The sequence below is a fragment of the Blastococcus sp. TF02A-35 genome (assembly GCF_004571075.1).
Lineage (GTDB): Bacteria > Actinomycetota > Actinomycetes > Mycobacteriales > Geodermatophilaceae > Blastococcus.
The window spans coordinates 1-25,584 of the sequence record NZ_SPQP01000010.1 but is presented as its reverse complement, the minus strand read 5'-3'; the positions used below and the strand labels follow the sequence as shown (position 1 = coordinate 25,584).

Genomic DNA, 25,584 nt, shown 5'->3' with positions numbered 1-25,584 from the left:
GCCTCAGCCGGCGGGCTGCAGCGGGCGGGTGGCCAGCGAGAGGTGGTGCCACGTGCGCACGCGGCCGGGCCGCGCGGCCTGGCAGGTGAGGTGCACCAGCTCGGGCGAGGGCCGGCTCTCCACCACGACCACCACGGCCTCGCCCGGGCCGGCGAGCGTGACCTCCCAGCGCTCGGCGCCGTCGCCGGGGGAGTCCAGGGCGCGCACCCCGAGCGGCGGCAGGTCGTCCACGCCGAGCAGCGACAGCTCCTCGCGCGCGTAGTGCTGGGCCGCCTGCACCGGCGCGGCCAGCCCGGCGCGGCCGCGCAGCCACGGCAGCGCCACCTGGCCGTCGTCGTGCGCCGCGACCACCAGCGAGCCGTCGCCGGGCACCTGCCCGTAGTAGAAGCCGTGCGGCAGCACCAGCAGGTTGGCGGCGAACCGGTCGCCGCCGAGGTGGCTGCACTCCCACACCTCGTCGGCGCCGCGCGCCGGCAGGTTGCGGGCCAGCGGACGCCCGCGCAGCGCGCAGCACGCGTCGTGCCCGCCGTGCGTGCACACCAGGTACGCCCGCCCCGCGGCCCGCTCGCCGACCGAGCCGTCCCAGGGGGCGGTCAGCAGGTCGGCGTCGGAGGAGCGCACCGACCACCAGAGCCCCTCCCGGCCCGGCCGGCTGTCGGCGTAGGCCCAGCGGCGGGCGGAGTCCGCCAGCCGGTCGCCCGGACGGCGCACCAGCAGCACCCGCACGCCCTCGCGGGCAGCGCGCTCGGCCAGCAGCGGCGCGACCCGGGCGTCGAACCGGGACTGCGGCAGCGCCTGCCGGCCCCACGGCCCGGGCTGCTCGATGAGCAGCCAGCGGTCCACCGGCGAGGCGGTGGCGACGCCGGAGTCCGCGCGGGCGAGGGCCTGCACGGAGCAGCGGCCCTCGTCGAGGCGACCCAGCGGACCGGCGGGCAGGTCGGTCCGGCAGAAGTCGTCCGCCGGGGAGGGGAGCGGGTCGGTCACGGCGGCGGGCTCGGGACCTGCGCGTCGGGGACGGTGGCGATCGACTCGGTCACCAGCCGGCGGGCCAGGGACAGCCGCTCGTCCGGCTCGAGCCCGGGGAGGTCGCCGACCTTCAGCTCCCCGACCGCGAGCAGCTCGACCAGCGCCGCCCGCTCGGAGGCGCCGAAGGCGTGGGTGCGCCGCCCGCCGATGAGCAGGACCTGGCCGTCGGCGCCGTCGCGCAGGGAGCAGCGGAGACGGGCCCGCAGCCGGAGCACCGTGTCCTGGGTCAGCGAGGCCGCGGCGGTGGCCTGGGCGAGCGGGGCCACCGGCTCGGGGCGCACCTGCGCCCAGGTGCGGGCGCGCAGCCGGTCGGCCACCTCGGTCGGGTCCACCCGGCCCAGCCACTCCTGCAGGCCGGCGACCACGGCGGCGACGTCGTCGCGGACCGAGTCGGGGCGGCTGAGGTCCAGCCCGAGCGGCAGCGACCCGCGCAGCTGCGGGTCCTCGGCGGCCAGCGTGCGGACCAGGTCGAGCGCCGACTCCGCGGCCGCCCAGCGGGTCACGGAGTGGATGCCGACGGTCAGGTGCGCGCTGATCTCGCCCAGCGCCCGGGCCGAGTGCAGGTAGCCGCGCGGCAGGTAGAGCGCGTCACCGGGGCGCAGCACGGCGTCGATGACCGGCTCGCGCTCCGCGGCGGCGGCGACCTCGGCGGCCCGGTCGGTCCAGACCTGGGTGCGCAGCGGTGCGGGGAGCACCGGCTCGTGGATCGTCCAGTGCTTCTCGCCGGCCACCTGCAGCACGAACACGTCGTGCACGTCGTAGTGCGGGCTGAACCCGCGGGAGGACGGCGGCGTGACGTAGGCGTTGACCTGCGTTGGGTGGCCCAGGTCGGCGGCGAGCTGGTCGGCGAACTCGATCAGCGGCGGCCACAGGCGGTGCAGGCCCTGCAGCACGACGGTGCTGCCGTCGGCGAACAGCCGCAGCACGGAGTCCGAGCTCACCTGGTCGGCGATCTCCGCGCCGGCGCCGCCGGAGGTGGTGAAGCGCTTCGCGTCGACGACGGCGCCGTCCTTGGCGATGCGGAGGAACGGCGTGCGCAGCCCCCGGCGGGAGAGCAGCTCGTCGACCGCGGGCAGGTCGAGGAGGTCGGTGAAGGAGTTGCCGGTCTCCTCGGCGCGGGTGAGCAGCGGCCGCTGCGCCCAGTACCGCTCGCCGAACTCCTCGGCCGGCATGTTCGTGCACCGCCGCAGGGCGGGGCGGAGCAGCTGCTCCGCCCCGCCCTGCGGGGTCGGGTTCTCGGTCAGGCCGAACCGTCCGCGCCGCCGTCGGCGCCACCGTCGGCACCGCCGTCCGCGCCGCCGTCGGCACCACCGTCAGCGCCGCCGTCGGCACCGCTGTCGGCGCCACCGTCAGCACCGCCGTCGCTCACGCCGGGCGTCCCGCCGCCGGAACCGGCGTCCATGGGGCCCTCGTGGCCGTTGTCGGCGCCGGTGGCACCGCCACCCACGCCGCCGTCGGCACCGCGGTCCGCGCCGCCGTCAGCGCCGCCGTCGGCACCGCCGTCCGCGCCGGCGTCGCCGGTCGTCATGTCGTCGTCCAGAGCCATGGCTCCTCCGATCAGGTCGGTCCGGGCCGCCGGACGGCGGCCCCTGCGGGCTGCTTACCTCGGTGATCACGACCTCACACCTGGGGCGCGACCAGCCCGATGAGGCGTGCGGCACCACTCCCGCGCGGCACCGGGTCGGCCGGCGGGCCGGGCGCTACCCTGTCGAACACGCGTTCGACAGGAGAGGGGGAGCGGTGGACCGAGCGGCGGGGTGCACCGTCCTGCACGTCGACATGGACGCGTTCTTCGCCAGCGTCGAGGTGCGGCGGCGGCCGGAGCTGGCCGGGACGCCGGTCATCGTCGGCGGGGCGGGCAACCGCGGCGTGGTCACCTCGGCCACCTACGAGGCCCGCCGCTACGGCGTGCACGCGGCCATGCCCACCGCCCGGGCGCTGCGGCTGTGCCCGACGGCGACCGTCCTGCCGGGGGACATGGCGCTCTACACCGAGGTGTCCCGCTCGGTCATGGCGCTGTTCCGCTCGATCACCCCGCTGGTGGAGCCGCTGAGCCTGGACGAGGCGTTCCTCGACGTCTCCGGGGCCGGGCGCCGGCTGGGCGACGCCGCCGAGATCGGCGAGTACATCCGGGCCCGGGTCTACGACGAGCAGGGCATCACCTGCTCGGTCGGCGTGGCCGGGACCAAGTTCGTGGCCAAGCTCGCCTCCACCCGGGCCAAGCCCGACGGGATGCTCGTCGTCCGCCCGCCCGAGGTCATGGGCTTCCTGCACCCGCTGCCGGTCAGCGCCCTCTGGGGGGTGGGGCCGAAGACGGAGGAGACGCTGGTGCGGTTGGGCCTGCGCACCGTCGGGGACCTGGCGCACGTCCCGGCGCGGACGCTCCAGCGGGCGCTCGGCCCCGCGGCCGGCAGCCACCTGCACGAGCTGGCGTGGGGACGCGACCCCCGGCGGGTGGTCCCCGACGAGCCGGAGCGCTCCACGGGCGCGGAGGAGACGTTCTCCACCGACGTCGACGACCCCGCCGTCATCCACCGCGAGCTGCTGCACCTGTCCGAGCGCACCGCCGGCCGGCTGCGCTCGATCGGCTGCCTGGCCCGCACGGTGACCATCAAGGTGCGGTTCGCCGACTTCGCCACGATCACCCGCAGCCGGACGCTCGGCACGCCCACGGACGTGGGCAAGGAGCTCTACGACACCGCGCGCGCCCTCTACGACGCCCTGGGGCTGGAGCGGGCCCGCATCCGGCTGGTCGGGGTGCGCGCCGAGCGGCTCGTGGACGCCGCCGAGGCACCCCAGCAGCTGGAGCTCGGCGCCCGCGAGCACGGCCGCCGGGACGCCGAGCTCGCCGCGGACCGCGCCGCCCGCCGGTTCGGGGCCGGCGCCGTCCGTCCCGCCACTCTGCTGCACCGCTCCGGGCGCCCCGGAGGCGCGGGCCGCTGACCTGCACGGACGCGCCCTGCCGCCCACTCGGACGAGTGATCGGCCCACGCGCTCGGCGGGTCGCGGTCTCGTCGCCTTTCGCAGCCTGCAATCGGCTCGTATCCTCGGTGGCACCGTCGGAGGAAGCCTTCGACGGAACTGGCATTTGGAGGTCGACGTGCCGCTCTCCGAGCACGAGCAGCGTCTGCTGGAGCAGATCGAGCGCGCCCTCGTCGATGACGACCCGAAGTTCGCTTCCTCGGTCCGCACCGGCGACCGCCGGCTGAAGGCCCGGCGCAAGCTGCAGCTGGGCGCCCTGCTGGTCGTCGTCGGCCTCGCCGTCCTGGTGGCCGGCCCGGCGACCGGCTCGGTGCCCCTCGGCGTGCTGGGGTTCCTCGTCGCCTTCGGCGGCGTGACCCTCGGCGTGCTGAACTACCGCGCCGCCACCGGCGCGGTCGAGGCGGCCGGGCCCGCCGGCCCGCGCGGCGCCTCCGCCCCCGGCCGTGGTGGCCGCGGCCGAGGCCGCCAGCCGATGAAGAACCGCCTCGAGGAGCGCTTCCGCCGCCGCTACGACCAGTAGCCCGCAGCCACTCCGACCCCGGCCGCCGTCCTCACGGGACGGCGGCCGGCGTCGTTCCCGGCCGCCGTCCCAGCGCGTCCCGCAGCCCGTCGAGCAGCGAGGCCGGCCACACCCGGGCAGCGAGCCGCCGGCGCCACGGGAGGGCCGCGGCCAGCGCCTCCCGCGCCGTGCCCAGGGCCGACCGCAGGTCCGGGCCGGCGCCCGGCCCGCCTGGCCGGCCGTAGCTCGCCGCCTCCTCGGCGCGGGCCAGCGCGGCGAACGCCGGGCCGGCGCCGGGACGCGCGGCGGCGGTGAGCTGCTCGGCGACCCGCCGCGGCGTCCACGCGGGGTCCAGCGGCACCCCGAGGTCCACCGCGCCCGCCCGCAGCTCGTCCCACAGCCCGGACGCCGACCCGTCGGCGAGCCGCCGGCGCCGCTGCACCGTCCGCAGGCCGGCCGGCAGCGCCAGCAGGCCGAGAGCGCCGGCCACCGCGCCGGCGCCGACCAGCAGCGGGCGCAGCGAGCCGGTGCCCTCCTCCGCGGCCTGCGCCTGCGGCACCGCCTCGGGGACCCGGTCCTCGCGCGGGGCCTCGACCGCCGGCGCCTGGGTGGGCGCGGCCTCGGTGGGGGTCTCCTCGACCTCCTCGCGCCGGTCCGTCGCACGCGGTGACCAGGGCAGGTCCACCCGCCGGTCCAGGGCGATGGGGGTGGGGTCGAACGGCACCCAGCCGTAGCCGTCGAAGTAGACCTCGACCCAGGCGTGCGCGTCGTCGCTGGTCACCAGGCGGCTCCCGTCGCGCTGCACCTCCCCGGGGGTGTAGCCGAGCACGACCCGGGAGGGCAGGCCCGCCTGGCGCACCAGCACCGCCATCGCCCCCGCGTACTGCTCGCAGTAGCCGCGCTTGAGCCGGAGGAAGTCCAGCAGGTCGTCGCCGCTGGTGCCCGGGGTGGTGGCGAGGCTGTACGTGAAGCCGTTGGCCCGGTCGGTCAGGTAGTCCTGGATGCGGCGCACCCGCTCGTACGGGCTCGCCGCACCAGCGGTGAGCTCCGCGGTCAGCCCGCCGATCTCCGGGGCCATCGCCGGCAGCGCGCCGAAGCGCTGCTGGAGGCGGTCGTCCGCCGGCAGCGGGTCGGCGCGGGCGAGCAGCTCGGGGGCCGGGCGCGGCTCGGTCGCGGTCACCCGGTACCGCAGGTCCTCGCTGGAGACGCCGCGGCCGAACACCGTCCCGGTGGCGGAGTCGTAGCGCCAGCCGCCCTCGTCGCCGTCCACGCGCACGGACAGCGGGGAGCTCGGCACCGGCAGGAACCGGTCGTCGTGCTCGAGCACCTCGACGTCGGTGGTCACCGGCCGCCCGGGCTGCCGGGGCGGCAGGGGGGAGAGGGCCTCGTCGCCGGCCACCGCGCGCTCCCCGTCGAGGTTGCTCAGCGTCCAGCCCTCCTCGGCGTCGTACTCGTCCAGGGCCACCGAGCGCAGGTAGCCCAGGTCCTCGACGGAGGAGTCGACGCGCAGCAGCTCGATCGGCTGCGGCCGGCTCAGCTCGCCGCGCAGCTCGGCCACCGGGTCCAGCGCGGTCCCGGTCGCCCCACCGCTGCCACCGCCCAGCCCGGTCCCGAACGACCCCTCCTCCAGGGTCGGCACGAGGGGGCCGAGGAGCACCCCGGCCACCAGGGCGACGGCGCCGATCCGCACCGCGGCCGCGCCACCACCGGCCCACCCGTGCAGGCCGATGAGCGCGCGCCGCTGGTCGGCCCAGAGCAGCACCGCGAAACCGGCGGCCGGGGCCACCAGGGCAGCCAGCCCGACCGAGCCGGTGATGGTCCCGACCGGTACGCAGAACAGCACCAGCAGGACCAGCCCGGCCGGGGCGGCCCGCCGCGCGGAGACGGCGAGGACGTCGACGGCGACCGCGACCAGGCCGACGAACAGGGTGGTGAGCGCGAGCAGCCCGTTCAGGGGCAGGGCCGGCGTGGCCTGCTCGCGGACCTCCGCCGCGCCGTCGGCCAGGACCTCGGCCAGCCCGCGCAGGCTCTCCGGCGTCGGCACCACCCCGGCGACGGCGCCGTCCGGGGCGAAGACGGCGGTGAGCACGCAGGCGACCAGCGCGAGCTGCCCGACCGGCACCAGGACCGCCCAGGCGTCGTCCGGCACGCGGACCCGGCCGTCGGCCGCCTTGCCGGCGGCGGCGCGCACCAGCAGCCCGCCGACCACGACGGCGAGGACGGTGGCGAGGACCGGGGGGAACCAGTCGGAGGAGGTGAAGACCGGCGTCAGGGCGAAGGCGCCCAGCAGCGTGGCGGCCCCGGCGGCCCAGGCGGTGCGGGTGTCGGCGCGGGTCACGCGGGCACCTCCGCGGGCGCTCCGGTCACGGCGGCCCAGGCGTCGGCGACGCCGCAGCCGGCTCCGGCGACGGTCACCCGCCAGCCGGCCTCGGTGAGCAGCGCCGCGGCCTGCTCCCGCTGGAGGGCCAGCGCGTCGTGCGCCTGGACGGGCCGCCGGCCCCGGCCCGCGGGCGCCGCCCACCCGGTCACGTCCAGGAGCACGGCCACGTCGTGGCCCGTCCCGTGCCGCAGCTGGGTCAGCGGTGCCACGTCGTCGGGGCCCACGGCGCCGAGCAGGCAGATCAGCGGTCCGTCGCCCGTGGCCCGGCAGGCCGCCTCGAACGCCCCGCCGAGGTCGGCCGCGCGGGAGGGCCCGACGACGGCCAGCCGGTCGAGGAGCTCGTCGGCGCCCAGCCCGGAGCGGCCGGGGCCGGGCGACAGCTCGCCGGTGTCGGTGAGGACCCGGACGGTCGAGCCGCGGCGGGCCAGCGCCACGCCGATGCTGGCCGCCGCCTCCACCAGCCACTCCAGGCTGTCGGTGGGCGGGCAGTCGTCGCCGGGCGGGCCGGGGACCGTGGCGGCGTCGGGCCGGGACGGCGTCAGCAGGTGCGCCCGGGCCCGGGTGTCGAGCAGCAGCGTGCCCCGGGGGTGCCAGGGGCGCTCCTCCATGCGCACCATCAGCTCGCCGGTGCGGGCGGTCGCGCGCCAGTGCACCTTGCGCAGGTCGTCGCCGCGCCGGTACTCCCGGACGCTGACGTCGTCGTCGCCGTGGACGGCGATCGAGCGCCGCGCGCCGTCCCCACCCCGGCCCTGCTCGGCGCCGGGACCGCCGGGGCCCAGCGGGCGGACCCGGGGGACGACGACGAGCGGGGCGGTGCCCGTGCCCGCCGCGGTCCGCTCGACGAGGCCGAACGGGTCCACCACCCGCAGGCGCAGCGGCCCGAGCTCGTAGCGCCCGCGCGAGCGGCCGGTGACGGCGTACCGCAGCGCCGTCCTGCCGCCGGCGGGCAGCCCGGACACGGTGTAGCGCGGGGAGGGGCCCAGGGCGGGCGGTAGCTGCTCGGTCAGCAGCCACAGCCCCCCGCGCCGGGTGTCGGTGCTGCCCAGCTCGACGACGACCTGCGCCGGGGTCCCGCGGGGAACGCGTGCCGGCGTCGTCGTGCGCCGGGAGGTGATGCGGAACCGCCCCCGGGCGACGCTGAGCGCGGCCAGCACCGGCAGCGCGAGGACGAAGACGGCGAGCTGCACGAGCGACCCCTCGCCGAGCACCGCACCGGCCGCGCCGAGCGCGAGGCCGCCGCCGACCAGGCAGCGGCCGCGGCCGGTGAGGGCGGACAGCGCCCGCCCGGGAGCCCTCCGCACCCGTCAGCGCCCGCGGGGGACGGGGACCGTCGCCAGCAGCTGCGCGACCACCTGCTCGGTGCTGCGCCGGCCGACCGCCGCCTCGCTGCCCAGCAGCAGCCGGTGGGCCAGGACGGGGACGGCCAGGGCCTGCACGTCGTCGGGAAGCACGTGGTCGCGGCCGTCCAGCGCCGCCGAGGCCCGAGCGGCGCGCAGGAGCTGCAGCCCCGCGCGCGGGGAGGCGCCCAGGCGCAGGTCGGGGGAGCGGCGGGTGGCCTCCACCAGGGAGACGACGTAGCGCCGCACCGCCTCGGAGACGTGCAGCCGGCCGGCCGCCGCGACCATGGAGCGCACCAGGGCGGCGTCAGCGACCGGCCGCACGTCGGCCAGGGGGTCGGTCGTCGCGCGGTCGTCGAGCATGGCCAGCTCGGCGGCGGGGTCGGGGTAGCCCATGGAGACCCGGGCGGTGAACCGGTCGCGCTGCGCCTCGGGGAGGGGGTAGGTGCCCTCCATCTCCAGCGGGTTCTGGGTGGCCATCACCAGGAACGGCCGGGCCAGCTCGTAGCTGACGCCGTCCACGGTGACCTGGCGCTCCTCCATGCACTCCAGGAGGGCGGACTGGGTCTTCGGGGAGGCGCGGTTGATCTCGTCGGCGACGACGATGTTGGCGAAGACGGCGCCGGGCTTGAACTCGAACTCCCGGGTCTCCTGGTCGTAGACGGCCACACCGGTGACGTCGCTCGGCAGCAGGTCCGGGGTGAACTGGATGCGCCGCACGCTGGCGTCGACGGAGGCGGCCAGGGCCTTGGCCAGCGTCGTCTTGCCCACGCCGGGCACGTCCTCGATCAGCAGGTGCCCCTCGGCGAGGAGGACCACCAGGGCCAGCCGCACCACGTGGTCCTTGCCCTGCACGACGCGGCCGACGCTCGCCGCGATCCGGGCTCCCTCCGCTGCGACGTCGGCCGACGCGTCGGCCGTCCCGTCCGCGGCCCGTGTCGTCTCCGTCACCGCCCCACCGTACGTCGGGAACGGGCCGTGACGGGCTGTCGCGATCGCGCTGCGGACCGCTTCCGGAACCGGAGGGGGCCGGGTGTGGGCCGGTGGGTCACGACACGGCCTCAGGTGGTGTCTGGTGGGGGCTAGTGGGTTAGTGTGGCGACCGGTGGAGAGGCAGGGGCCGTCCAGGGTGCCTGTGCAGGCCACGGGAGGACAGATGCAGGGGGTGATCCGGTGTTCGTCGGCAGCTATCCGTTGCGGCTCGACGAGAAGGGCCGGCTCGCCCTGCCCGTCCGCTTCCGCGACCAGGTGGCCGACGGCATGGTGATCAAGAAGGGCCAGGAGCGCTGCGTCTACGGCCTCACCATGGCCCGGGTCGCCGAGCAGAGCGCCGCGATGGCCGCCATGGCCCCCTCCGACACCGCCCGCGCGCGCATGGCCGCCCGCATGAGCTTCGGGTCGATGGTCGAGATCGAGCCGGACAAGACCGGCCGCATCACGATCCCGGCGAGCCTGCGCGAGTACGCCGGGCTGGACCGCGACGTCGTCGTGGTCGGTGTCGACACCCGCTTCGAGATCTGGGACGCCGGCAACTGGGAGGCCTACGTGGCCGAGCTGGAGGCCGCCTACGCCGACCTGGAGAGCGAGGGGATGCCGACGCTGTCGTGATCCCGGGCAAGCCCCACCCGCCCCCACCGGCCCTCCGAGCCGCCGAACGAGCCGCCTTCCCCGCGGCTCGACCGGCCCGGGCCCCAGCCGCCTTCCCCGCGGCTCGGTCCCACCAGCGGAGGTCCGCCAGGACAGCGGGAACCGCCGGCCTCCACCGGCGTGGGTGACCCCACCGGCCCCGCGGGGCGCCACCTGACGCTCTTCCCCGACGCCAGGCGGACCCCGTGGGGCCGGACACCATCCCGGACCGACCTCCCGCGCCCCACTCCGCCCCACCGACCCCACTCCGCCCCACCCGCGGCGCGGCCCCCGGCCGCAGCGCCCCACCGCCCCCCTGCGCCCCACCCGCCCGATCCCGCACAGCGCGCGGCGAGAAGTCCCCCCGGGACCCCGCAGCGCGCGGCACCATCGCGGGTACCGCCCGGACCCCCGAGAGGCAGCAGACGATGACCAGCACCGGCCCCGCCGCGGCGGGCTCGCCGCCGCCGGTGCACGTGTCGGTCCTCCTCGACCGCGTCACCGAGCTCCTCGGCCCGGCCTGCGAGGCCGACGGCGCCGTCCTCGTCGACGCCACGCTCGGCCTCGCCGGCCACACGATCGCCATGCTCGACGCCCACCCCGGCCTCCGGGTCGTGGGCCTCGACCGCGACCCCGAGGCCCGTGCCGAGGCCGCCCGCCGGATCGAGGCCGCCGGGCACGCCGACCGCGCCACCCTCGTGCCGGCCGTCTTCGACGAGCTGCCCGAGGTGCTCGAGCGCCTCGGCATCGACGAGGTGCAGGGGGTCCTGTTCGACCTCGGCGTCTCCTCGCTCCAGCTCGACCGCCCGGACCGCGGCTTCAGCTACTCCGCCGACGCGCCGCTGGACATGCGCATGGACCCCACCACCGGCCGCACCGCCGCCGAGGTGGTCAACACCTACCCGCCCAAGGACCTCGCCCGCGTGCTGCGCGTCTACGGCGAGGAGCGCTTCGCCTCCCGCATCGCGTCGGCCATCGACCGCGAGCGCGCCCGCGAGCCGTTCACCGGCACCGCCCGGCTGGCCGAGCTGGTCCGCGAGTCCATCCCGGCCGCCACCCGCCGCACCGGCGGGCACCCCGCGAAGCGCACGTTCCAGGCGCTGCGGATCGAGGTCAACGACGAGCTCGGCGCGCTGGAGCGCGCCCTCCCCGCCGCGATCGACGCCCTGGCCGTGGGCGGCCGCATCGCAGTCATCACCTTCCACTCCTTGGAGGACCGGATCGTGAAGCAGACCCTCGCCGCCGGCGCGGCCGACCGCACCCCGCCGGGGCTGCCGGTGCCCCTGCCGGAGTACGGCCCCGTGCTGAAGCTGCTGACCCGCGGGGGAGAGGCCCCGGGCGACGCCGAGACGGCCGCCAACTCCCGTGCCGCCTCCGCCCGGGTCCGGGCCGCCGAGCGCATCCGGCGCGCGGCATGAGCCGCACCGCCGCCGTCGGCGCCGCCGTCCGCACCCCCACTCCACGGGTGGCACCGCGCGTGCCCTCGTCGGGCGCGGCCCGGGTCACCGGTGCCCGCTCCCCGCGGGCCACCGCGCGTCCCGAGCTGAGGCTCGTCCCGACCGGGAGCACCGCGCGGCCGCGCAGCCGTGCCCGCGGGGCCCTGCTGTCCCGCAAGGCGACCTTCGTCCTGCTCGTCGTGGCGCTGCTCAGCCTGACCACCGTCGGGCTGCTCGTGCTCAACACCGCGATCGCCGTCGACTCCCTCCAGGCCAGCAAGCTGCGCGAGGCCAACGCCGAGCGGGCCCAGGAGGTGCAGCGGCTCGAGCAGGAGGTCGTCCGGGCCGAGACGCCGGCCGAGGTGGCCCGCGCCGCCGCGGCCGCCGGGCTGGTCCCCGCGGGGGTGGCCGGCTACCTGGTGATCGGCCCCGAGGCGACGGCGATGCGCGGCACCCCCGAGCCCGCCCCCGAGCCGGAGCCGCTGCCGGAGCCGCCCGCGGGCGCGCCGGGCGGGAACTGACCCGTGCCGAACAGCGTGCGCGGACCCGGCGGCAGCTCCCGCCCGGTCCGGTCGACGGTCGGCGTGCGCGGCGAGACCGGGCCGTTCGTCTCCCGCCGCGCCCCCGGCACCCGGCGCACCCGCGGCGCCGGGCTGTCGGTGGACCAGCGCGGCCGGCGCAACCGGTGGGGCCTGGCCGGCCTGATCACCCTGCTGGTGCTCGTCGTCGGCCGGCTGGTGATCGTCCAGGGCATCGACGGCGGCGCCTACGCCAACGCCGCCGAGCAGGACCGGCTGCGCAACTACACGATCGCCGCGCTGCGCGGCCAGGTGCTCGACCGCGACGGCAACCCGCTGGCCTACACCGTCGACGCCTCCCGCGTGGTGGCCGACCCGGAGGTCGTCAAGGACCCCCGGCGCACCGCGCTGGCGCTGACCACCCTGCTCGACGTCCCGGTACCGGAGCTGACCGAGAAGCTGTCCCAGGACCGCCGCTACGTCGTCCTCGCCAGCCGGGTGCCCCCGGAGACCAGCGACGCGATCGAGGAGCTGGAGCTGTCCGGCGTGTTCCTCGAGGACGACCCGGAGCGGCTGTACCCGGCCGGCGCGGTGGGTGGCCAGGTCGTGGGCTTCGTCGGGCGCGAGGGCGCCGGCCTCGCCGGGATCGAGCGGACCTTCGAGGACCAGCTCTCCGGCACCGACGGCAAGCGCACCGTGGAGGTCGGCAGCGGCGGGCACCCGATCCCGTCCGGCATCGACGAGTCCACGCCGGCGACCGACGGCCACGACGTCACGCTCACCCTCGACCAGGACCTCCAGTTCGTCACCGACCAGCGGCTGGGCCAGGCCTGCTCGGACGGCGCCACGACCCAGGCCTCCGCCGTCGTCCTCGACGTCCGCACCGCCGAGGTCGTCGCCATGGGGTCCTGCCCCGGCTACGACCCCGGCCGGTACTCCGAGACCGACCCGGACCTGCTCGGCAACCCGGTCGTGTCCGACGTCTTCGAACCCGGCTCGATCATGAAGGCGGTCACGCTGGCCGCCGCCATCGAGGAGGGCAAGGCGACCCCGGACCGGGTGCTCACCGTGAACGGCCACATCGACGCCGGCGACCGCGTCGTCACCGACGCGCACGACCACGCCCCGGTCGACTGGACCGTGACCGGCATCCTCGCCAAGTCCAGCAACGTCGGCACGATCATGCTGGCCCGCGAGGTCGGCGACGCGGTGCTGGAGAAGTACCTGCGCGCCTTCGGCGTCGGCGAGGCGACGGGCATCGAGCTCCCCGGGGAGAGCCGCGGCATCCTCCAGGAGTCCGGCGAGTGGACCGCCAGCCGCGCCGCCAACGTGCCCATCGGCCAGGGCGTCTCGGTGACCACGCTGCAGATGGCCTCGATCTACCAGGCGATCGCCAACGGCGGCGTCCGCGTGGAGCCGCGGATCGTGCGGTCGGTGACCAGCCCTGGCGGGAAGGTCACGCCGACGGCGGAGCCGGAGAGCACCCGCGTGGTCAGCGAGTCCACCGCCGAGGACCTCGCGTACATGCTGGAGGCGGTGGTCGGCCCCGGCGGGACCGCGCCCCTGGCGCAGGTCGAGGGGTTCCGCGTCGCGGGCAAGACCGGCACGGCCCAGCGGGCCAACCCCGAGACCGGCAGCTACGCCGGCGGTGGCTACATCACGACGTTCGTCGGCTTCGCCCCGGCCGACGACCCGCAGTACGTCGTCGCCGTCGACCTGGAGCGGCCGACGAGCTCGGCCGAGGGCGGGCAGGTCGCCGCCCCGGTGTTCGCCGACATCATGCGGGCGGCGCTGACCGGCCGCGCCGTCGTCCCCTCCGGCACCCCGCGACCCGAGTTCGACCTCACCGGCTGAGCGCCCGCCGCCCCCGCTCGCGGCCCCGGCGGCGGTCCGCGCCGCACGGCCGGGCCCCGGCACCACGCCGGGCCCGTGGGAAGGCGCTGACCTGCGGACCGCCGCCGGTAGATTGGAACCCCGTGACCACGCTGTCCCTCGCCGCCCTGGCCGACCTCGTCGGCGACCCGGTCGGTCCGGCAGCCGCCGACGGCCCCGCGGTCAGCGGCGTCACCCTCGCCTCGAACGAGGTCCGCCCCGGGGACCTGTACGCCGCGCTCCCGGGCGCGCGCACGCACGGGGCCCGGTACGCCGCCGACGCGGCCGCGCGGGGCGCCGTGGCGCTGCTGACCGACCCGACCGGCCGCGAGGAGGCCCTCGCGACCGGTCTCCCGGTCTGCGTGGTCGACGACCCGCGCGCCGTGCTCGGTGCCGTGGCCGACCGGGTCTACGGCGCGCCCAGCGCCCGGCTGACCGTCCTGGGCATCACCGGGACCAACGGCAAGACGACGACCAGCTACCTCGTCGAGGCCGGCCTCGCCGCCGCCGGCCGCTCCACCGGCCTCATCGGGACGGTGCAGACGCAGACCCGGGCCGCCGACGGCTCGGTGACCGCGCTGCCCAGCGTCCGGACCACCCCGGAGGCCCCCGCGCTGCACGCCCTGCTGGCCGGGATGGTCGACGCCGGGGTCTCCGCGGTCGTCATGGAGGTGTCCAGCCACGCGCTGGTCATGGGCCGCGTGGGCGGCGTGCGGTTCGCCGCCGCGGGGTTCACCAACCTCGGCCGCGACCACCTGGACTTCCACGCCGACATGGAGGACTACTTCCAGGCCAAGGCGCTGCTCTTCGACGGCCGCGCGGCCGTCGAGGTCGTCGACGTCGACGACGCCCACGGCCGCCGGCTGGCCGAGCGGCCCGGGCGGCGGGTGGTGACCGTCGCGACCAGCGAGGGCGCGACGGCCGACTGGACCGCGTCCGACGTCGCCACCGCCCCCGGTGGCGGGTCGACCTTCACGCTGCACGGCCCCGGCGGGCGGGCCTGGCCGGCGCGGCTGCGGCTGCCCGGGCGGTTCAACGTGGCCAACGCCGTGCTGGCCGTCGCGCTGCTCGACGGCGTCGGGATCCCGGTCGAGGACGCCCTCACCGGCCTCGCGGCCACCGTCGTCCCCGGCCGCATGGAGCCGGTCGACGCCGGCCAGCCGTTCGTCGCCGTCGTCGACTACGCCCACACGCCCGACGCCGTCACCACCGCGCTGGCCGCGCTCCGGCCGGCCACCTCCGGCCGGCTGATCACCGTGCTGGGGTGCGGCGGCGACCGCGACCCGGGCAAGCGGCCGGGGATGGGTGCGGCCGCGGCCGAGGCCAGCGACGTGCTGGTCGTCACCGACGACAACCCGCGCTCGGAGGACCCCGCCGTGATCAGGGCCGCGATGCTCGCCGGCGCCTCCGAGGTGCCGGAGGACCGCCGGGCGGAGATCATCGAGGTAGCCGGACGCCGGGATGCGCTCGCCGCCGCCGTGCGCCTGGCCCGGGCGGGGGACACCCTGCTCGTGGCGGGCAAGGGGCACGAGACCGGTCAGGAGGTCGCAGGGACGGTGCACCCGTTCGACGACCGCTCGGTCCTGCGCGAGCTGCTCACCGACGCCGGGGCCCCGGCATGATCACCCTCACCCTCGCCGAGGTCGCCGAGGCCACCGGCGGGCGCCTGGAGGGTGCCGGCGACGTCGTCGTCACCGGCCGGGTCACCCTGGACTCCCGCGCCGTCGAGGCCGGCGACCTGTTCGTCGCCGTGCCGGGCGAGCGGGTCGACGGGCACGACTTCCTGCCCGCCGCCGCGGTGGCGGGCGCGGTCGGCGCGCTGGTCACCCGCCCCGACCCGGCCCTGCCCTGCGTCGTGGTCGAGGACCCCGTCGTCGCCCTCGGCCGGCTGGCCGCCCTGGTGCACGGGCGGCTCACCGCCGGCGGCCTGCGGACCGTCGGCATCACCGGCTCCTCCGGCAAGACCTCGACCAAGGACCTCCTCGGCCAGGTGCTCGCCTCGGTCGGCCCGACGGTCAGCCCGCCGGGCTCCTACAACAACGACATCGGGATGCCGCTCACCGTGCTCTCGGCCGACGAGGGCACCCGCTACCTCGTGCTCGAGATGGGCTCGCGGGGTGTCGGGCACATCGCCCGCCTGTGCCGCGTCGCGCGCCCCCAGGTCGGGGTCGTGCTGAACGTCGGCTCGGCGCACCTCGGCGAGTTCGGCTCGGCCGACGGCATCGCGCTGGCCAAGGGCGAGCTGGTCGAGTCGCTCCCCGAGGACGGCACCGCCGTCCTCAACGCCGACGACCCGCGGGTGATCGGCATGGCGCCGCGCACGCGGGCGCGGGTGCTGGCCACCGGCCGCGGGGAGGACGCCGACGTGCGGGCCACCGACGTCGCCCTGGACGACTCCGCCCGCCCCCGGTTCACGCTGGTGGCCGCGGGGGAGGCGCACCCCGTCGCGCTGCAGGTCGTCGGCGAGCACCAGGTGGCCAACGCGCTCTCCGCGGCCGGGGCGGCGCTGGCCGTCGGCCTGACCCCGGAGCAGGTCGCGGCCGGGCTGTCGGCCGCCGCTCCGCGCAGCCGCTGGCGGATGGAGGTCGCCCGCCGCGACGACGGCGTGACCGTCGTCAACGACGCGTACAACGCCAACCCGGAGTCGATGCGCGCCGCCCTGGCCGCGCTGGCCGGCCTGCCCGGCCAGCGCCGGATCGCGGTGCTCGGCGGCATGGCCGAGCTCGGTCCGGACGCCGCCGCCGAGCACGAGCGGCTGGGCCGGGACGCCGTCGCGGCGGGGGTCGACCTGGTCATCGCCGTGGGTGCCGATGCGGTAGGCATAGCGGAAGGCGCGACCGCCGCGGGGCGGCGCGCAGGAGAGGAGTCGGTGCACGTGCCGGACCGGGCCGCTGGCCTCGCGAAGCTGTCGGAGGTGCTGCGCCCCGGGGACGTCGTCCTCGTCAAGGCGAGCCGCTCCTACGGCCTGGAGCTGCTCGCGGCCGACCTGCTGGGCGGTGCCGCGCAGTGAGGAGCGTCCTCATCGCCGCGGCGGTCGGCCTGATCGTCTCCATCCTGACGACGCCGCTGGCCATCCGCGCGTTCCGGCGGCAGGGCCTGGGCCAGGAGATCCGCGACGACGGGCCCGAGAGCCACCTGTCGAAGAAGGGCACGCCCACCATGGGCGGCACCGTCATCGTCGGGGCCACGGTGCTGGGCTACGTCGTCGCGCACCTGGTCTTCGTGGGGCAGTCCGGCTGGGGCTTCACCGCCACCGGCCTGCTGCTGCTCTTCCTCATGGTCGGCATGGGCACCGTCGGCTTCCTCGACGACTACCTCAAGATCCGGCACCGGCGCAGCCTCGGCCTGAACAAGACCGCCAAGCTGGTGGGCCAGCTCGTCGTCGGCGTCACCTTCGCGGTGCTCGCGATCAACTTCCCGCACAACGGCGTCACGCCGGCGTCGACCGTCGTCTCCTACGTGCGCGACATCGCCCCCCTGACGCTGGGCCCGGTCGCGTTCGTGATCCTCGCCTACCTCTTCATCGCCGGGTTCTCCAACGCCGTGAACCTCACCGACGGGCTCGACGGCCTGGCGGCCGGCTCCTCGGCCATGGTGCTGGCCTCCTACGTGGTGATCTCGTTCTGGCAGTTCACCCACGACTGCGCCAACGAGCTGATCGACGGCTGCTACACCGTGCGCGACCCCCTGGACATCACGCTCATCGCCGCCGCCGGCATGGGCGCCTGCCTGGGCTTCCTGTGGTGGAACACCAGCCCGGCGCGGATCTTCATGGGCGACACCGGCTCGCTGGCGCTCGGCGGCCTGCTCTCCGGCCTGGCGATCGTCACCCGGACCGAGCTGCTGCTCGTGGTCCTGGGCGGCCTCTTCGTCGCGGTCACGCTGTCGGTGGTCATCCAGGTGGCGTTCTTCCGCGCCACCCGCAGGCGGGTCTTCCGCATGGCCCCGCTGCACCACCACTTCGAGCTGGCCGGCTGGACGGAGAGCACCGTCATCGTCCGGTTCTGGCTGGTCACCGGCATGGCGGTCGCCTTCGGGCTCGGCCTGTTCTACGCCGACTGGCTCAGCTTCGTGGGCCTGTGAGCGGGGACCTCGCCGGCCGCACCGTCCTCGTCGCCGGTCTCGGCGTCTCCGGGGTGGCCGCCGCCCGCGTGCTCCTCGACCAGGGCGCCCGTGTGCTGCTCACCGACGCCGCGCAGGTGCCGGCGGTCTCCGAGCTGACCGCGGCCGGGGCGACCTGGCTGGGGGCGGCCGACTCGGCGCCGGACGGCGTCGACCTGGTGGTCACCTCGCCCGGCTGGCGGCCGGACAACCCGCTGCTGGCCGACGCCGCCGCGCGCGGCATCGAGGTGGTCGGGGAGCCGGAGCTGGCGTGGCGCCTGCGCATCCCGGGCCCCGACGGCACCCCCGCGCCGTGGCTGGCGGTCACCGGCACGAACGGCAAGACGACGACGGTCACCATGCTGGAGGCGATCCTGCTGGCGGCCGGCCGGCGCGCGGTGGCCGCCGGCAACGTCGGCCGCCCGCTGGTCGAGGTGGTCACCGCGCGCGCGGACGACGGCACCCCGGCCTACGACGCCATCGCCGTCGAGCTCTCCAGCTTCCAGCTGCACTGGTCCTCGTCCCTGGCCCCCGCCGCCGCCGCGGTCCTCAACGTCGCCGACGACCACACCGACTGGCACGGCTCCTTCGCCGCCTACCGCGACGCGAAGGCGCGCATCCTCGAGCGGGCGCCGGTCGCGGTGGCCGACGCCGGTGACCCGGTGGCGGCGCGGCTGGTCTCGGGGCACGCCCGGCCGGTCACCGTCACCCTCGGCGAGCCGGCGCCCGGGCAGCTCGGCGTCCGCGCCGGCGTCCTGGTGGACCGGGCGTTCGCCGGCGACCCGGCGGGCGAGGTGCTGATGGAGCGCACCGACCTGCCGGTGCCGGGCCCGCACAACACCGTCAACGCCCTGGCCGCCGCCGCCCTGGCGCTCTCCGTCGGCGTGCCGGCCGACGCGGTGGCGCGGGGCCTCGGGGGCTTCCAGGGCGGGGCGCACCGCAACGTCCTGGTCGCCACCGTCGACGGCGTGGACTACGTCGACGACAGCAAGGCCACGAACCCGCACGCGGCCGGCGCCTCGCTCGCCGCCTACCCGCGGGTGGTGTGGATCGCCGGCGGGCTGCTCAAGGGTGCAGACGTCGACCCGCTCGTCGCCGCCGTCGCGCCCCGCCTGGCCGGCGTCGTCCTCCTCGGCCGGGACCGCGCCGAGATCGCCCGCTCCCTGGCGCGACACGCACCCTCGGTCCCGGTCGTCGAGATCGCCAGCGGCGACGATGGCCGGATGGACACGAGCCGGCCCGACGCCGCGACGACGATGACCCGCGTCGTCGCCGCCGCCGCCGAGCTGGCCCGCCCCGGTGACACGGTGCTGCTCGCGCCCGCGGCGGCGTCGATGGACGTCTTCCGCGACTACGGTCACCGCGGCCAGGCCTTCGCCGACGCGGTGCGGGCCCTGGGCTGACCCGATGACGTGGGGAACGCGATGACCAGCACCGAGACCCGACCCCGGACGGCGCGCGCCGACCGGGAGCGCACCGGCTCGCGCCCGACGGGGGGCCGGCGGCCCGCACGCCGCCGGGTCGGCCCCGCCTGGCTCGACGGCCCGATGACGAGCTGCCACCTGGTGCTCGGCTCGGCCGGCCTGCTGCTGCTCATCGGGCTGGTCATGGTCTTCTCGGCGTCGGCGATCGAGGCGGCGCTGGACGACCAGCCGGCCTGGGCGCCGGGCGTGAAGCAGCTGGTCCTGGCGTGCATCGGCCTCGGCGCGCTGGTGGTCGGCATGCGGCTGCCCGTCGGCCTGGTCCGGCGGCACGCCCCCAAGGCGCTGGTCGTCGTCTTCGCCCTGCTGCTGCTCGTGCTGATCCCGGGGATCGGCCTGGAGCGCAACGGCGCCCGCCAGTGGATCCCGCTCGGCGTCACCGACTTCCAGCCCTCCGAGCTGGGCAAGCTGGTCTTCGCCCTCTGGGGCGCGCACATGCTGGCGCTGCGCGAGCGGTACATGACCACGCGGGCGCTGCTGGTCCCCGTGCTGCCGGTGTTCGGGGTGCTCGCCCTGCTGCTGATCGCCGAGCCCGACTTCGGCGGCGTGGTGAGCCTCGGCCTGGTCCTGGTCGGCCTGCTGTGGGCCGGCGGGCTGCCGCTGCGCTGGTTCGGCGCCTTCGCCGCGGCCGGCGCGGTCCTGCTCGCGCTGATGGTGCTCGTCGCGCCGTACCGCATGGAGCGGGTGACGGCCTTCATGGACCCGTTCGCCGACCCCACCAACACCGGATTCCAGGCGATCCGCGGCTTCTACGCGCTGGCCAGCGGCGGGCTCTGGGGCGTGGGCCTGGGCAACAGCAAGATGAAGTGGAACATCCTCCCGGAGGCGGAGTCCGACTACATCTTCGCGATCATCGGAGAGGAGCTGGGCTTCCTCGGCTGCCTGGTGGTCGTCACCCTGTACGGCGTGCTCGCCTACGCCGGCTTCCGGATCGCCCGCCGCTCGGCCGACCGGTTCGTCCAGCTGGCCAGCGTCGCCATCACCGTGTGGCTCATCGGCCAGGCCACCATGAACATGGGCTACGTGGTGGGCATGCTCCCGGTGACCGGCGTGACGCTGCCGCTGATCTCGGCCGGCGGCACCTCGCTGATCCTGACCCTGTTCATCGTGGGCCTGCTGGCCCGCTTCGCCTGCTCCGAGCCGGCCGCCGTGGAGCACCTCCGCGCCGCGGACCGCAGCCGTCTGGCGCGGCTGCTCCTGCCGGCCCCCGCGAGCGCCGTGGAGCCGGCCCGCCCTCGCCGCTTCCCGGACGAGCCGGCCGGCCCTCCGCCCGCCACCGGCGCCGCCCGCACCCTGCTGCACAGCCGGGGGACCTCGGCCCGCCGGTCCCCGGCCCGCACGGAGCCGGCGCGCCGCGGCGCCCCCGCCCGGGGGTCGGGCGCCACCACGCGCGGCGGGGCGCCGGCCCGCCGCGACCCCGCGCCGCGCCGTCGTCCCGGCGGTGACCGGTGAGCGGCCCCCGGTCGGTCGTCCTCGCCGGCGGCGGCACCGGCGGGCACATCGAGCCGATGCTCTCCCTGGCCGACGCGCTGCGCCGCCGGGGCGGCCCGGACCTCCGGATCACCTGCCTGGGCACCGCCCGCGGCATGGAGACCCGGCTGGTCCCCGCCCGCGGGTACGACCTGCGGCTGATCCCGCCGGTGCCACTGCCGCGCAAGCCGACGCCGGACCTGCTCCGCGTCCCCGGCCGGGTGCGCCGCTCGGTGGCCGAGACGCGGGCGGTCCTGGACGAGGTGGCTGCCGACGTCGTGGTCGGCTTCGGCGGCTACGTCGCGCTGCCGGCCTACCTCGCCGCTCGCCGGGCGAAGGTCCCCGTCGTCGTGCACGAGCAGAACGCGCTGCCCGGGCTGGCCAACCGCATCGGGGCGCGCATCGCCGCCCGCGTTGCGGTGACCTCGCCGGGCACGCCGCTGCACCGCGGTGAGCACGTGGGCATGCCGCTGCGCCGCAGCATCTCCACGCTCGACCGGGCGGCGCTGCGGGCGGAGGCCCGGAGGACCTTCGGCCTGGACGACGACCGCCCGACGCTGCTGGTCTTCGGTGGCTCGCAGGGCGCCCAGTCGCTCAACCGGGCCGCCGTCGCCGCCGCCGACTCGCTCACCGACGCCGGGGTGCAGGTGCTGCACGCCCGCGGCCCGAAGAACACCGGCGTCGTGGTGCCCGAGCGCCCGGCCGGCCGCGCGCCCTACGTCGTCGTCGACTACCTGGACCGGATGGACCTCGCCTACGCCGCGGCCGACCTGGCGCTGTGCCGCTCGGGCGCGGTCACCGTGGCCGAGCTCTCCGCGGTGGGCCTGCCCGCCGCGTTCGTCCCGCTGCCGATCGGCAACGGCGAGCAGCGGCGCAACGCGCTGCCGGTGATCGAGGCCGGGGGAGGGCTCCTGGTCGAGGACGCCGACCTCTCGCCGGAGTGGGTCGCCTCGACGCTCCTGCCGCTGCTGACCGACCCGGCAGCCCTGGGCTCCCTGGCCCGCCACGCCGCCGCGGCCGGGGTGCCCGACGCCGACGAGCGGCTGGCCGACATCGTCTGCGAGGTGGGGAGCGCATGAGCGCGTCCGACGTGGCCGCCTGGAGCGGCCCGGTGCCGTCACAGCCCGAGCTGGGCGCGGTGCACTTCATCGGCATCGGCGGGGCCGGCATGAGCGGGATCGCCCGGATCCTGCTGTCCCGCGGGGTGCGGGTCTCCGGCAGCGACCGCCGGGACAGCCCCACCCTGCTGGCGCTGCGGGCCCTGGGCGCCCGGGTCGAGCTCGGCCACGCGGGGGAGAACGTCGGCGACGCCGACACCGTCGTGGTCTCCACCGCGATCCGCCCGGACAACCCGGAGCTCGTGGCCGCCCGCGAGCGGGGGCTGCGCGTCCTCCCGCGCGCGGTGGCGCTGGCCGCGGTGATGGCCGGGCGGCGCAGCATCGCCGTCGCCGGCACCCACGGCAAGACCTCCACCACCTCGATGCTGACCGTGGCGGTGCAGGCCTGCGGGGTCGACCCCTCCTTCGCCATCGGCGGGACGCTCAACGAGTCGGGCAGCAACGCGCACGCCGGCGAGGGCGACGTCTTCGTGGCCGAGGCCGACGAGAGCGACCGCTCCTTCCTGCTGCTGGCGCCCTTCGGCGGGATCGTCACCAACGTCGAGGCCGACCACCTGGACAACTACGGCGACCTCGCGGCCGTCGAGGCCGCCTTCGACCGCTTCCTCCAGACGGTCGACCCCGCCGGGTTCGTCGTGCTCTGCCTCGACGACCCGGGCGCGGCGCGGCTGCGCACGGTGCCGACGCCCGCGCGCGTGCGGACCTACGGGACGGCGGAGGACGCCGACCTACGGCTCACCGGCCTGCAGGTGGCGGCCGACGGGACCAGCTACACCGCGGTGCTCGACGGCGCCGAGCTCGGCCGGGTGCGCATCCAGGTGCCGGGCGAGCACATGGCCCGGAACAGCGCCGCCGCGCTGCTCGCGGGGCTCGAGCTGGGGCTGCCGGCCGACGCCCTGATCGACGGCCTCGGCCGGTTCGGCGGGGTGCACCGCCGCTTCGAGCTCAAGGGCGTCGCCGGCGGCGTCCGGGTCTACGACGACTACGCCCACCACCCGACCGAGGTCGCCGCCCAGCTGCGGGCCGCGCGCGCGGTGGCGGGGGAGGGGCGCCTGGTCGTCGCCTTCCAGCCGCACCTCTACAGCCGGACGCAGGAGTTCGCGCAGGCGTTCGGGGCCGCCCTGGGCCTGGCCGACGAGGTCGTGGTCATGGACGTGTACGGCGCCCGTGAGGACCCGGTGCCCGGCGTGACCGGCGCGATGGTCGCCGACGCGGTCCCCCTCCCGGCCGACCGGGTGCTGTTCGAGCCGTCCTGGTCGGCGGCCGGGCCGGCACTGGCCGCGCGGGCCCGTCCCGGCGACCTGGTGATGACCATGGGCGCCGGGGACGTGTCGATGGTCGGTCCGGAGGTCCTCGACGCCCTCCGGGCCGCCGACGCGGCGCCCGGGGGCGACCGCTCGCCGGCGGAGGAGGACTCCGCGCCGGACGCCGGACGGTGAGCCGGGCCGGCAGAACCACCCGGGACCGCACCGGTGGCCGGGGCCGGGCCGCGGGGCGGCGCGGAGGTGTCACCTCGGCGTCCGGCCGGCGGCCGCCGTTGCGGCCCGCGCAGCGCCGGGCGCTCCAGGCGGCCAGCGCGGTGACCGTGCTCGCCGTCCTCGGCTGGCTGCTCTGGCTGGGGCCGGTGCTCGCGGTGCGGACGGTGCAGGTCGACGGGCTCGGCACGCTCAGCGCCGACCGGGTGCGGGAGGCCGCCCAGGTCCCCGACGGCGAGCCCCTGCTGCGGGTCGACGTCGCGGCGGTGGAGCGCCGGGTGGGGAAGCTGCCGCAGATCCGGTCGGTCCAGGCGGCGCGCGGCTGGCCGGACCGCATCGTGATCACCGTGTCGGAGCGGATCCCGGTGGCCGTGGTGGGGGAGCGCGGACGGCGGTCGCTGGTCGACGCCGACGGAGTGCTGTTCGACACCGTGACCGGCGAGCCGCCGCGCGGGGTGGTGCCTCTCGAGGTGGCCGAGCCCGGGACCGACGACCCGGCCACGCGCGCGGGCATCGCGGCGATCCGGGCGCTGCCGCGGGACCTGCGGGACGACGTGACCCGGGTGGCCGTCCCCGCCCCGGAGTCGATCGAGCTGACGATGACCGACGGCACGGTCGTGCGCTGGGGCAGCGCGGAGGAGTCCGCCACCAAGGGCCGCGTGGTCGTGGCCCTGCTGGACCGCATCGGTGACGGCCAGCTCGAGCCGGCCGGGCTCATCGACGTGAGCGCGCCCGACGCCGTCGTCCTCCGCTAGGCCCTGGCGCACGCCCCGGCGGGTCTCCGCCCGGGGCCGTAGCGCACCGTGGCGCCGCGCCTCCAGAGGGCTGCTGACCGGCCCGGCCACCGACACGCCGGTCGCTGCGACACGCCCGACACGCACCACGGTCCGCGATGTTTCTCGTCTTGCGCGTCCAGCCGCCCTCGACCACGGCATGAGACGTTTCGGGCGCGAGTCGTCACACCCAGTGGTGCGGTTGTGACCAGTGAGTCGTCAGCGATTGGTGCGATCCGTTCGCACCGACACGCCGAGCCGGACGGGGTGCTTGTGACCCCTCCGTGACCACACCTAGCTTTCTCCACGTCGACCGAGTTGACATAACTGTAAGGCTGAACTTGAGGATGAGGGTCCAGTTGGGGAGCGCCGCATGACACCTCCGCACAACTATCTAGCGGTCATCAAGGTCGTCGGCATCGGCGGCGGCGGGGTGAACGCGGTCAACCGCATGATCGAAGTCGGCCTCAAGGGGGTCGAGTTCATCGCGATCAACACCGACGCCCAGGCGCTGCTCATGAGCGACGCCGACGTGAAGCTCGACGTCGGCCGCGAGCTGACCCGCGGCCTCGGGGCGGGTGCGCAGCCCGACGTGGGCCGCCAGGCCGCCGAGGACCACCGCGAGGAGATCGAGGAGGTCCTCAAGGGGGCCGACATGGTCTTCGTGACCGCCGGCGAGGGTGGTGGCACCGGGACCGGTGGCGCGCCCGTCGTCGCGTCGATCGCGCGCAAGCTGGGAGCGCTGACCATCGGTGTCGTCACCCGCCCGTTCGCCTTCGAGGGCAAGCGGCGCGCGGTGCAGGCCGAGTCGGGCATCGACGAGCTGCGCAACGAGTGCGACACGCTCATCGTGATCCCGAACGACCGGCTGCTGCAGCTGGGCGACCGGAACGTGAGCGTCATGGACGCCTTCCGCACCGCCGACCAGGTGCTGCTGTCCGGTGTCCAGGGCATCACCGACCTGATCACCACGCCCGGCCTGATCAACCTGGACTTCGCCGACGTGAAGTCGGTCATGTCCGGTGCGGGCTCGGCGCTCATGGGCATCGGCAGCGCGCGCGGTGACAACCGCGCGCTGCTCGCCGCCGAGCAGGCGATCGCCAGCCCGCTGCTGGAGGCCTCCATGGAGGGCGCCCACGGCGTCCTGCTGTCGATCTCCGGTGGCTCGGACCTGGGCCTGTTCGAGATCAACGAGGCCGCCTCGCTGGTGTCCGACGCCGCGCACCCCGACGCCAACATCATCTTCGGCGCCGTCATCGACGACGCCCTGGGTGACGAGGTGCGGGTGACGGTCATCGCCGCCGGCTTCGACGGCGGGCGGCCGAACGTGCGCAAGGACGGCGCCACCCCCGGCACGGTCCCGGGTGGGGTGTCGGCCGGTGCCGCGTCCCCGTTCGCGACGCACCGCCGGTCGGTCGCGGCTCCGCCCGTGGCCACGACGCCGCCGCCCGCACCGGCCCCGGCCGCCGCGCCGCAGGCCGCCCAAGATC

Annotated in this window: 21 protein-coding genes; 15 read left to right on the top strand and 6 right to left on the bottom strand. The window is 76.7% G+C overall.

The features are described from left to right. Positions 1–3: 3 nt before the first annotated feature. The 3 genes from E4P43_RS06960 to E4P43_RS06950 all read right to left on the bottom strand — a co-directional run bounded on the left by E4P43_RS06960 (position 4) and on the right by E4P43_RS06950 (position 2,572). The gene (locus E4P43_RS06960; protein WP_135144690.1) at positions 4–984 is read right to left on the bottom strand and encodes a sucrase ferredoxin; all 981 of its coding nucleotides are present in this window, start codon (positions 982–984) and stop codon (positions 4–6) included. Continuing rightward, positions 981–2,198: a cupin domain-containing protein gene (locus E4P43_RS06955; protein WP_245158980.1), complete on the bottom strand. Its 1,218-nt coding sequence runs from the start codon at positions 2,196–2,198 to the stop codon at positions 981–983. Before E4P43_RS06955 ends, E4P43_RS06960 begins: the two co-directional genes overlap by 4 nt. 68 nt (positions 2,199–2,266) lie before the next feature. Further along, a complete protein-coding gene (locus E4P43_RS06950; RefSeq protein WP_135144688.1) occupies positions 2,267–2,572 on the bottom strand; it encodes a BatC protein in 306 nt (101 codons plus the stop codon). A 194-nt stretch (positions 2,573–2,766) separates the two neighbouring features. Here E4P43_RS06950 and dinB point away from each other — a divergent pair, with 194 nt between their 5' ends. Further along, positions 2,767–3,969 carry a DNA polymerase IV gene (gene dinB, locus E4P43_RS06945; protein WP_135144687.1) on the top strand — a complete coding sequence of 401 codons (1,203 nt, stop codon included), beginning with the start codon at positions 2,767–2,769 and terminating at the stop codon, positions 3,967–3,969. 157 nt (positions 3,970–4,126) lie between these two features. Beyond that, positions 4,127–4,528 carry a DUF3040 domain-containing protein gene (locus E4P43_RS06940; RefSeq protein WP_135144686.1) on the top strand — a complete coding sequence of 134 codons (402 nt, stop codon included), beginning with the start codon at positions 4,127–4,129 and terminating at the stop codon, positions 4,526–4,528. Between the two features lie 31 nt (positions 4,529–4,559). On the opposite strand, the gene E4P43_RS06935 is transcribed toward E4P43_RS06940, so the two are convergent. From E4P43_RS06935 to E4P43_RS06925, 3 genes are read right to left on the bottom strand one after another with little or no spacing between them, the layout of a single operon-like run. Then, positions 4,560–6,845, bottom strand: coding sequence for a DUF3488 and transglutaminase-like domain-containing protein (locus tag E4P43_RS06935; RefSeq protein ID WP_135144685.1), 2,286 nt, complete (start codon positions 6,843–6,845; stop codon positions 4,560–4,562). Beyond that, entirely contained in the window at positions 6,842–8,188 is a 1,347-nt protein-coding gene (locus E4P43_RS06930; protein ID WP_135144684.1) for a DUF58 domain-containing protein, read from the bottom strand. The genes E4P43_RS06935 and E4P43_RS06930 overlap by 4 nt, the downstream gene beginning before the upstream one ends. A gap of 3 nt (positions 8,189–8,191) precedes the next feature. After that, positions 8,192–9,175, bottom strand: coding sequence for an AAA family ATPase (locus E4P43_RS06925; protein WP_135144683.1), 984 nt, complete (start codon positions 9,173–9,175; stop codon positions 8,192–8,194). Between the two features lie 222 nt (positions 9,176–9,397). Here E4P43_RS06925 and mraZ point away from each other — a divergent pair, with 222 nt between their 5' ends. The 13 genes from mraZ to ftsZ form a co-directional block, all read left to right on the top strand. After that, a complete protein-coding gene (gene mraZ, locus E4P43_RS06920) occupies positions 9,398–9,832 on the top strand; it encodes a division/cell wall cluster transcriptional repressor MraZ (RefSeq protein WP_135144682.1) in 435 nt (144 codons plus the stop codon). A gap of 446 nt (positions 9,833–10,278) precedes the next feature. Then, the gene (rsmH, locus tag E4P43_RS06915) at positions 10,279–11,268 is read left to right on the top strand and encodes a 16S rRNA (cytosine(1402)-N(4))-methyltransferase RsmH (protein WP_135144681.1); all 990 of its coding nucleotides are present in this window, start codon (positions 10,279–10,281) and stop codon (positions 11,266–11,268) included. Continuing rightward, positions 11,265–11,807, top strand: a complete 543-nt coding sequence (locus E4P43_RS06910) for a hypothetical protein (RefSeq protein ID WP_135144680.1) — start codon at positions 11,265–11,267, stop codon at positions 11,805–11,807. The genes rsmH and E4P43_RS06910 overlap by 4 nt, the downstream gene beginning before the upstream one ends. Before the next feature lie 3 nt (positions 11,808–11,810). Beyond that, positions 11,811–13,658 (top strand): penicillin-binding protein 2, encoded by a 1,848-nt coding sequence (locus E4P43_RS06905; RefSeq protein WP_135144679.1) that lies wholly within the window; start codon positions 11,811–11,813, stop codon positions 13,656–13,658. Positions 13,659–13,780: 122 nt separating this feature from the next. Next, positions 13,781–15,298: a UDP-N-acetylmuramoyl-L-alanyl-D-glutamate--2,6-diaminopimelate ligase gene (locus tag E4P43_RS06900; protein WP_245158979.1), complete on the top strand. Its 1,518-nt coding sequence runs from the start codon at positions 13,781–13,783 to the stop codon at positions 15,296–15,298. After that, a complete protein-coding gene (gene murF, locus E4P43_RS06895) occupies positions 15,295–16,686 on the top strand; it encodes a UDP-N-acetylmuramoyl-tripeptide--D-alanyl-D-alanine ligase (RefSeq protein ID WP_135144678.1) in 1,392 nt (463 codons plus the stop codon). The genes E4P43_RS06900 and murF overlap by 4 nt, the downstream gene beginning before the upstream one ends. Beyond that, positions 16,683–17,759 carry a phospho-N-acetylmuramoyl-pentapeptide-transferase gene (gene mraY, locus E4P43_RS06890; protein WP_135144677.1) on the top strand — a complete coding sequence of 359 codons (1,077 nt, stop codon included), beginning with the start codon at positions 16,683–16,685 and terminating at the stop codon, positions 17,757–17,759. Before murF ends, mraY begins: the two co-directional genes overlap by 4 nt. Continuing rightward, positions 17,756–19,180 carry a UDP-N-acetylmuramoyl-L-alanine--D-glutamate ligase gene (murD, locus tag E4P43_RS06885; RefSeq protein ID WP_135144676.1) on the top strand — a complete coding sequence of 475 codons (1,425 nt, stop codon included), beginning with the start codon at positions 17,756–17,758 and terminating at the stop codon, positions 19,178–19,180. Before mraY ends, murD begins: the two co-directional genes overlap by 4 nt. A gap of 21 nt (positions 19,181–19,201) precedes the next feature. Then, positions 19,202–20,710: a putative lipid II flippase FtsW gene (gene ftsW, locus E4P43_RS06880; RefSeq protein ID WP_245158978.1), complete on the top strand. Its 1,509-nt coding sequence runs from the start codon at positions 19,202–19,204 to the stop codon at positions 20,708–20,710. A gap of 56 nt (positions 20,711–20,766) precedes the next feature. Then, on the top strand, positions 20,767–21,807 hold the full coding sequence (murG, locus tag E4P43_RS06875) for an undecaprenyldiphospho-muramoylpentapeptide beta-N-acetylglucosaminyltransferase (RefSeq protein WP_348522174.1): 1,041 nt from the start codon (positions 20,767–20,769) through the stop codon (positions 21,805–21,807). Next, complete coding sequence (gene murC / locus E4P43_RS06870) at positions 21,804–23,285, top strand: UDP-N-acetylmuramate--L-alanine ligase (protein ID WP_135144674.1); 1,482 nt, start codon at positions 21,804–21,806, stop codon at positions 23,283–23,285. Before murG ends, murC begins: the two co-directional genes overlap by 4 nt. 98 nt (positions 23,286–23,383) lie before the next feature. Next, positions 23,384–24,076, top strand: coding sequence for an FtsQ-type POTRA domain-containing protein (locus E4P43_RS06865; RefSeq protein WP_245158977.1), 693 nt, complete (start codon positions 23,384–23,386; stop codon positions 24,074–24,076). Positions 24,077–24,467: 391 nt separating this feature from the next. Next, positions 24,468–25,584, top strand: a 1,117-nt coding sequence (ftsZ, locus tag E4P43_RS06860) for a cell division protein FtsZ (protein WP_245158976.1), incomplete at its 3' end; no start/stop codon positions are given.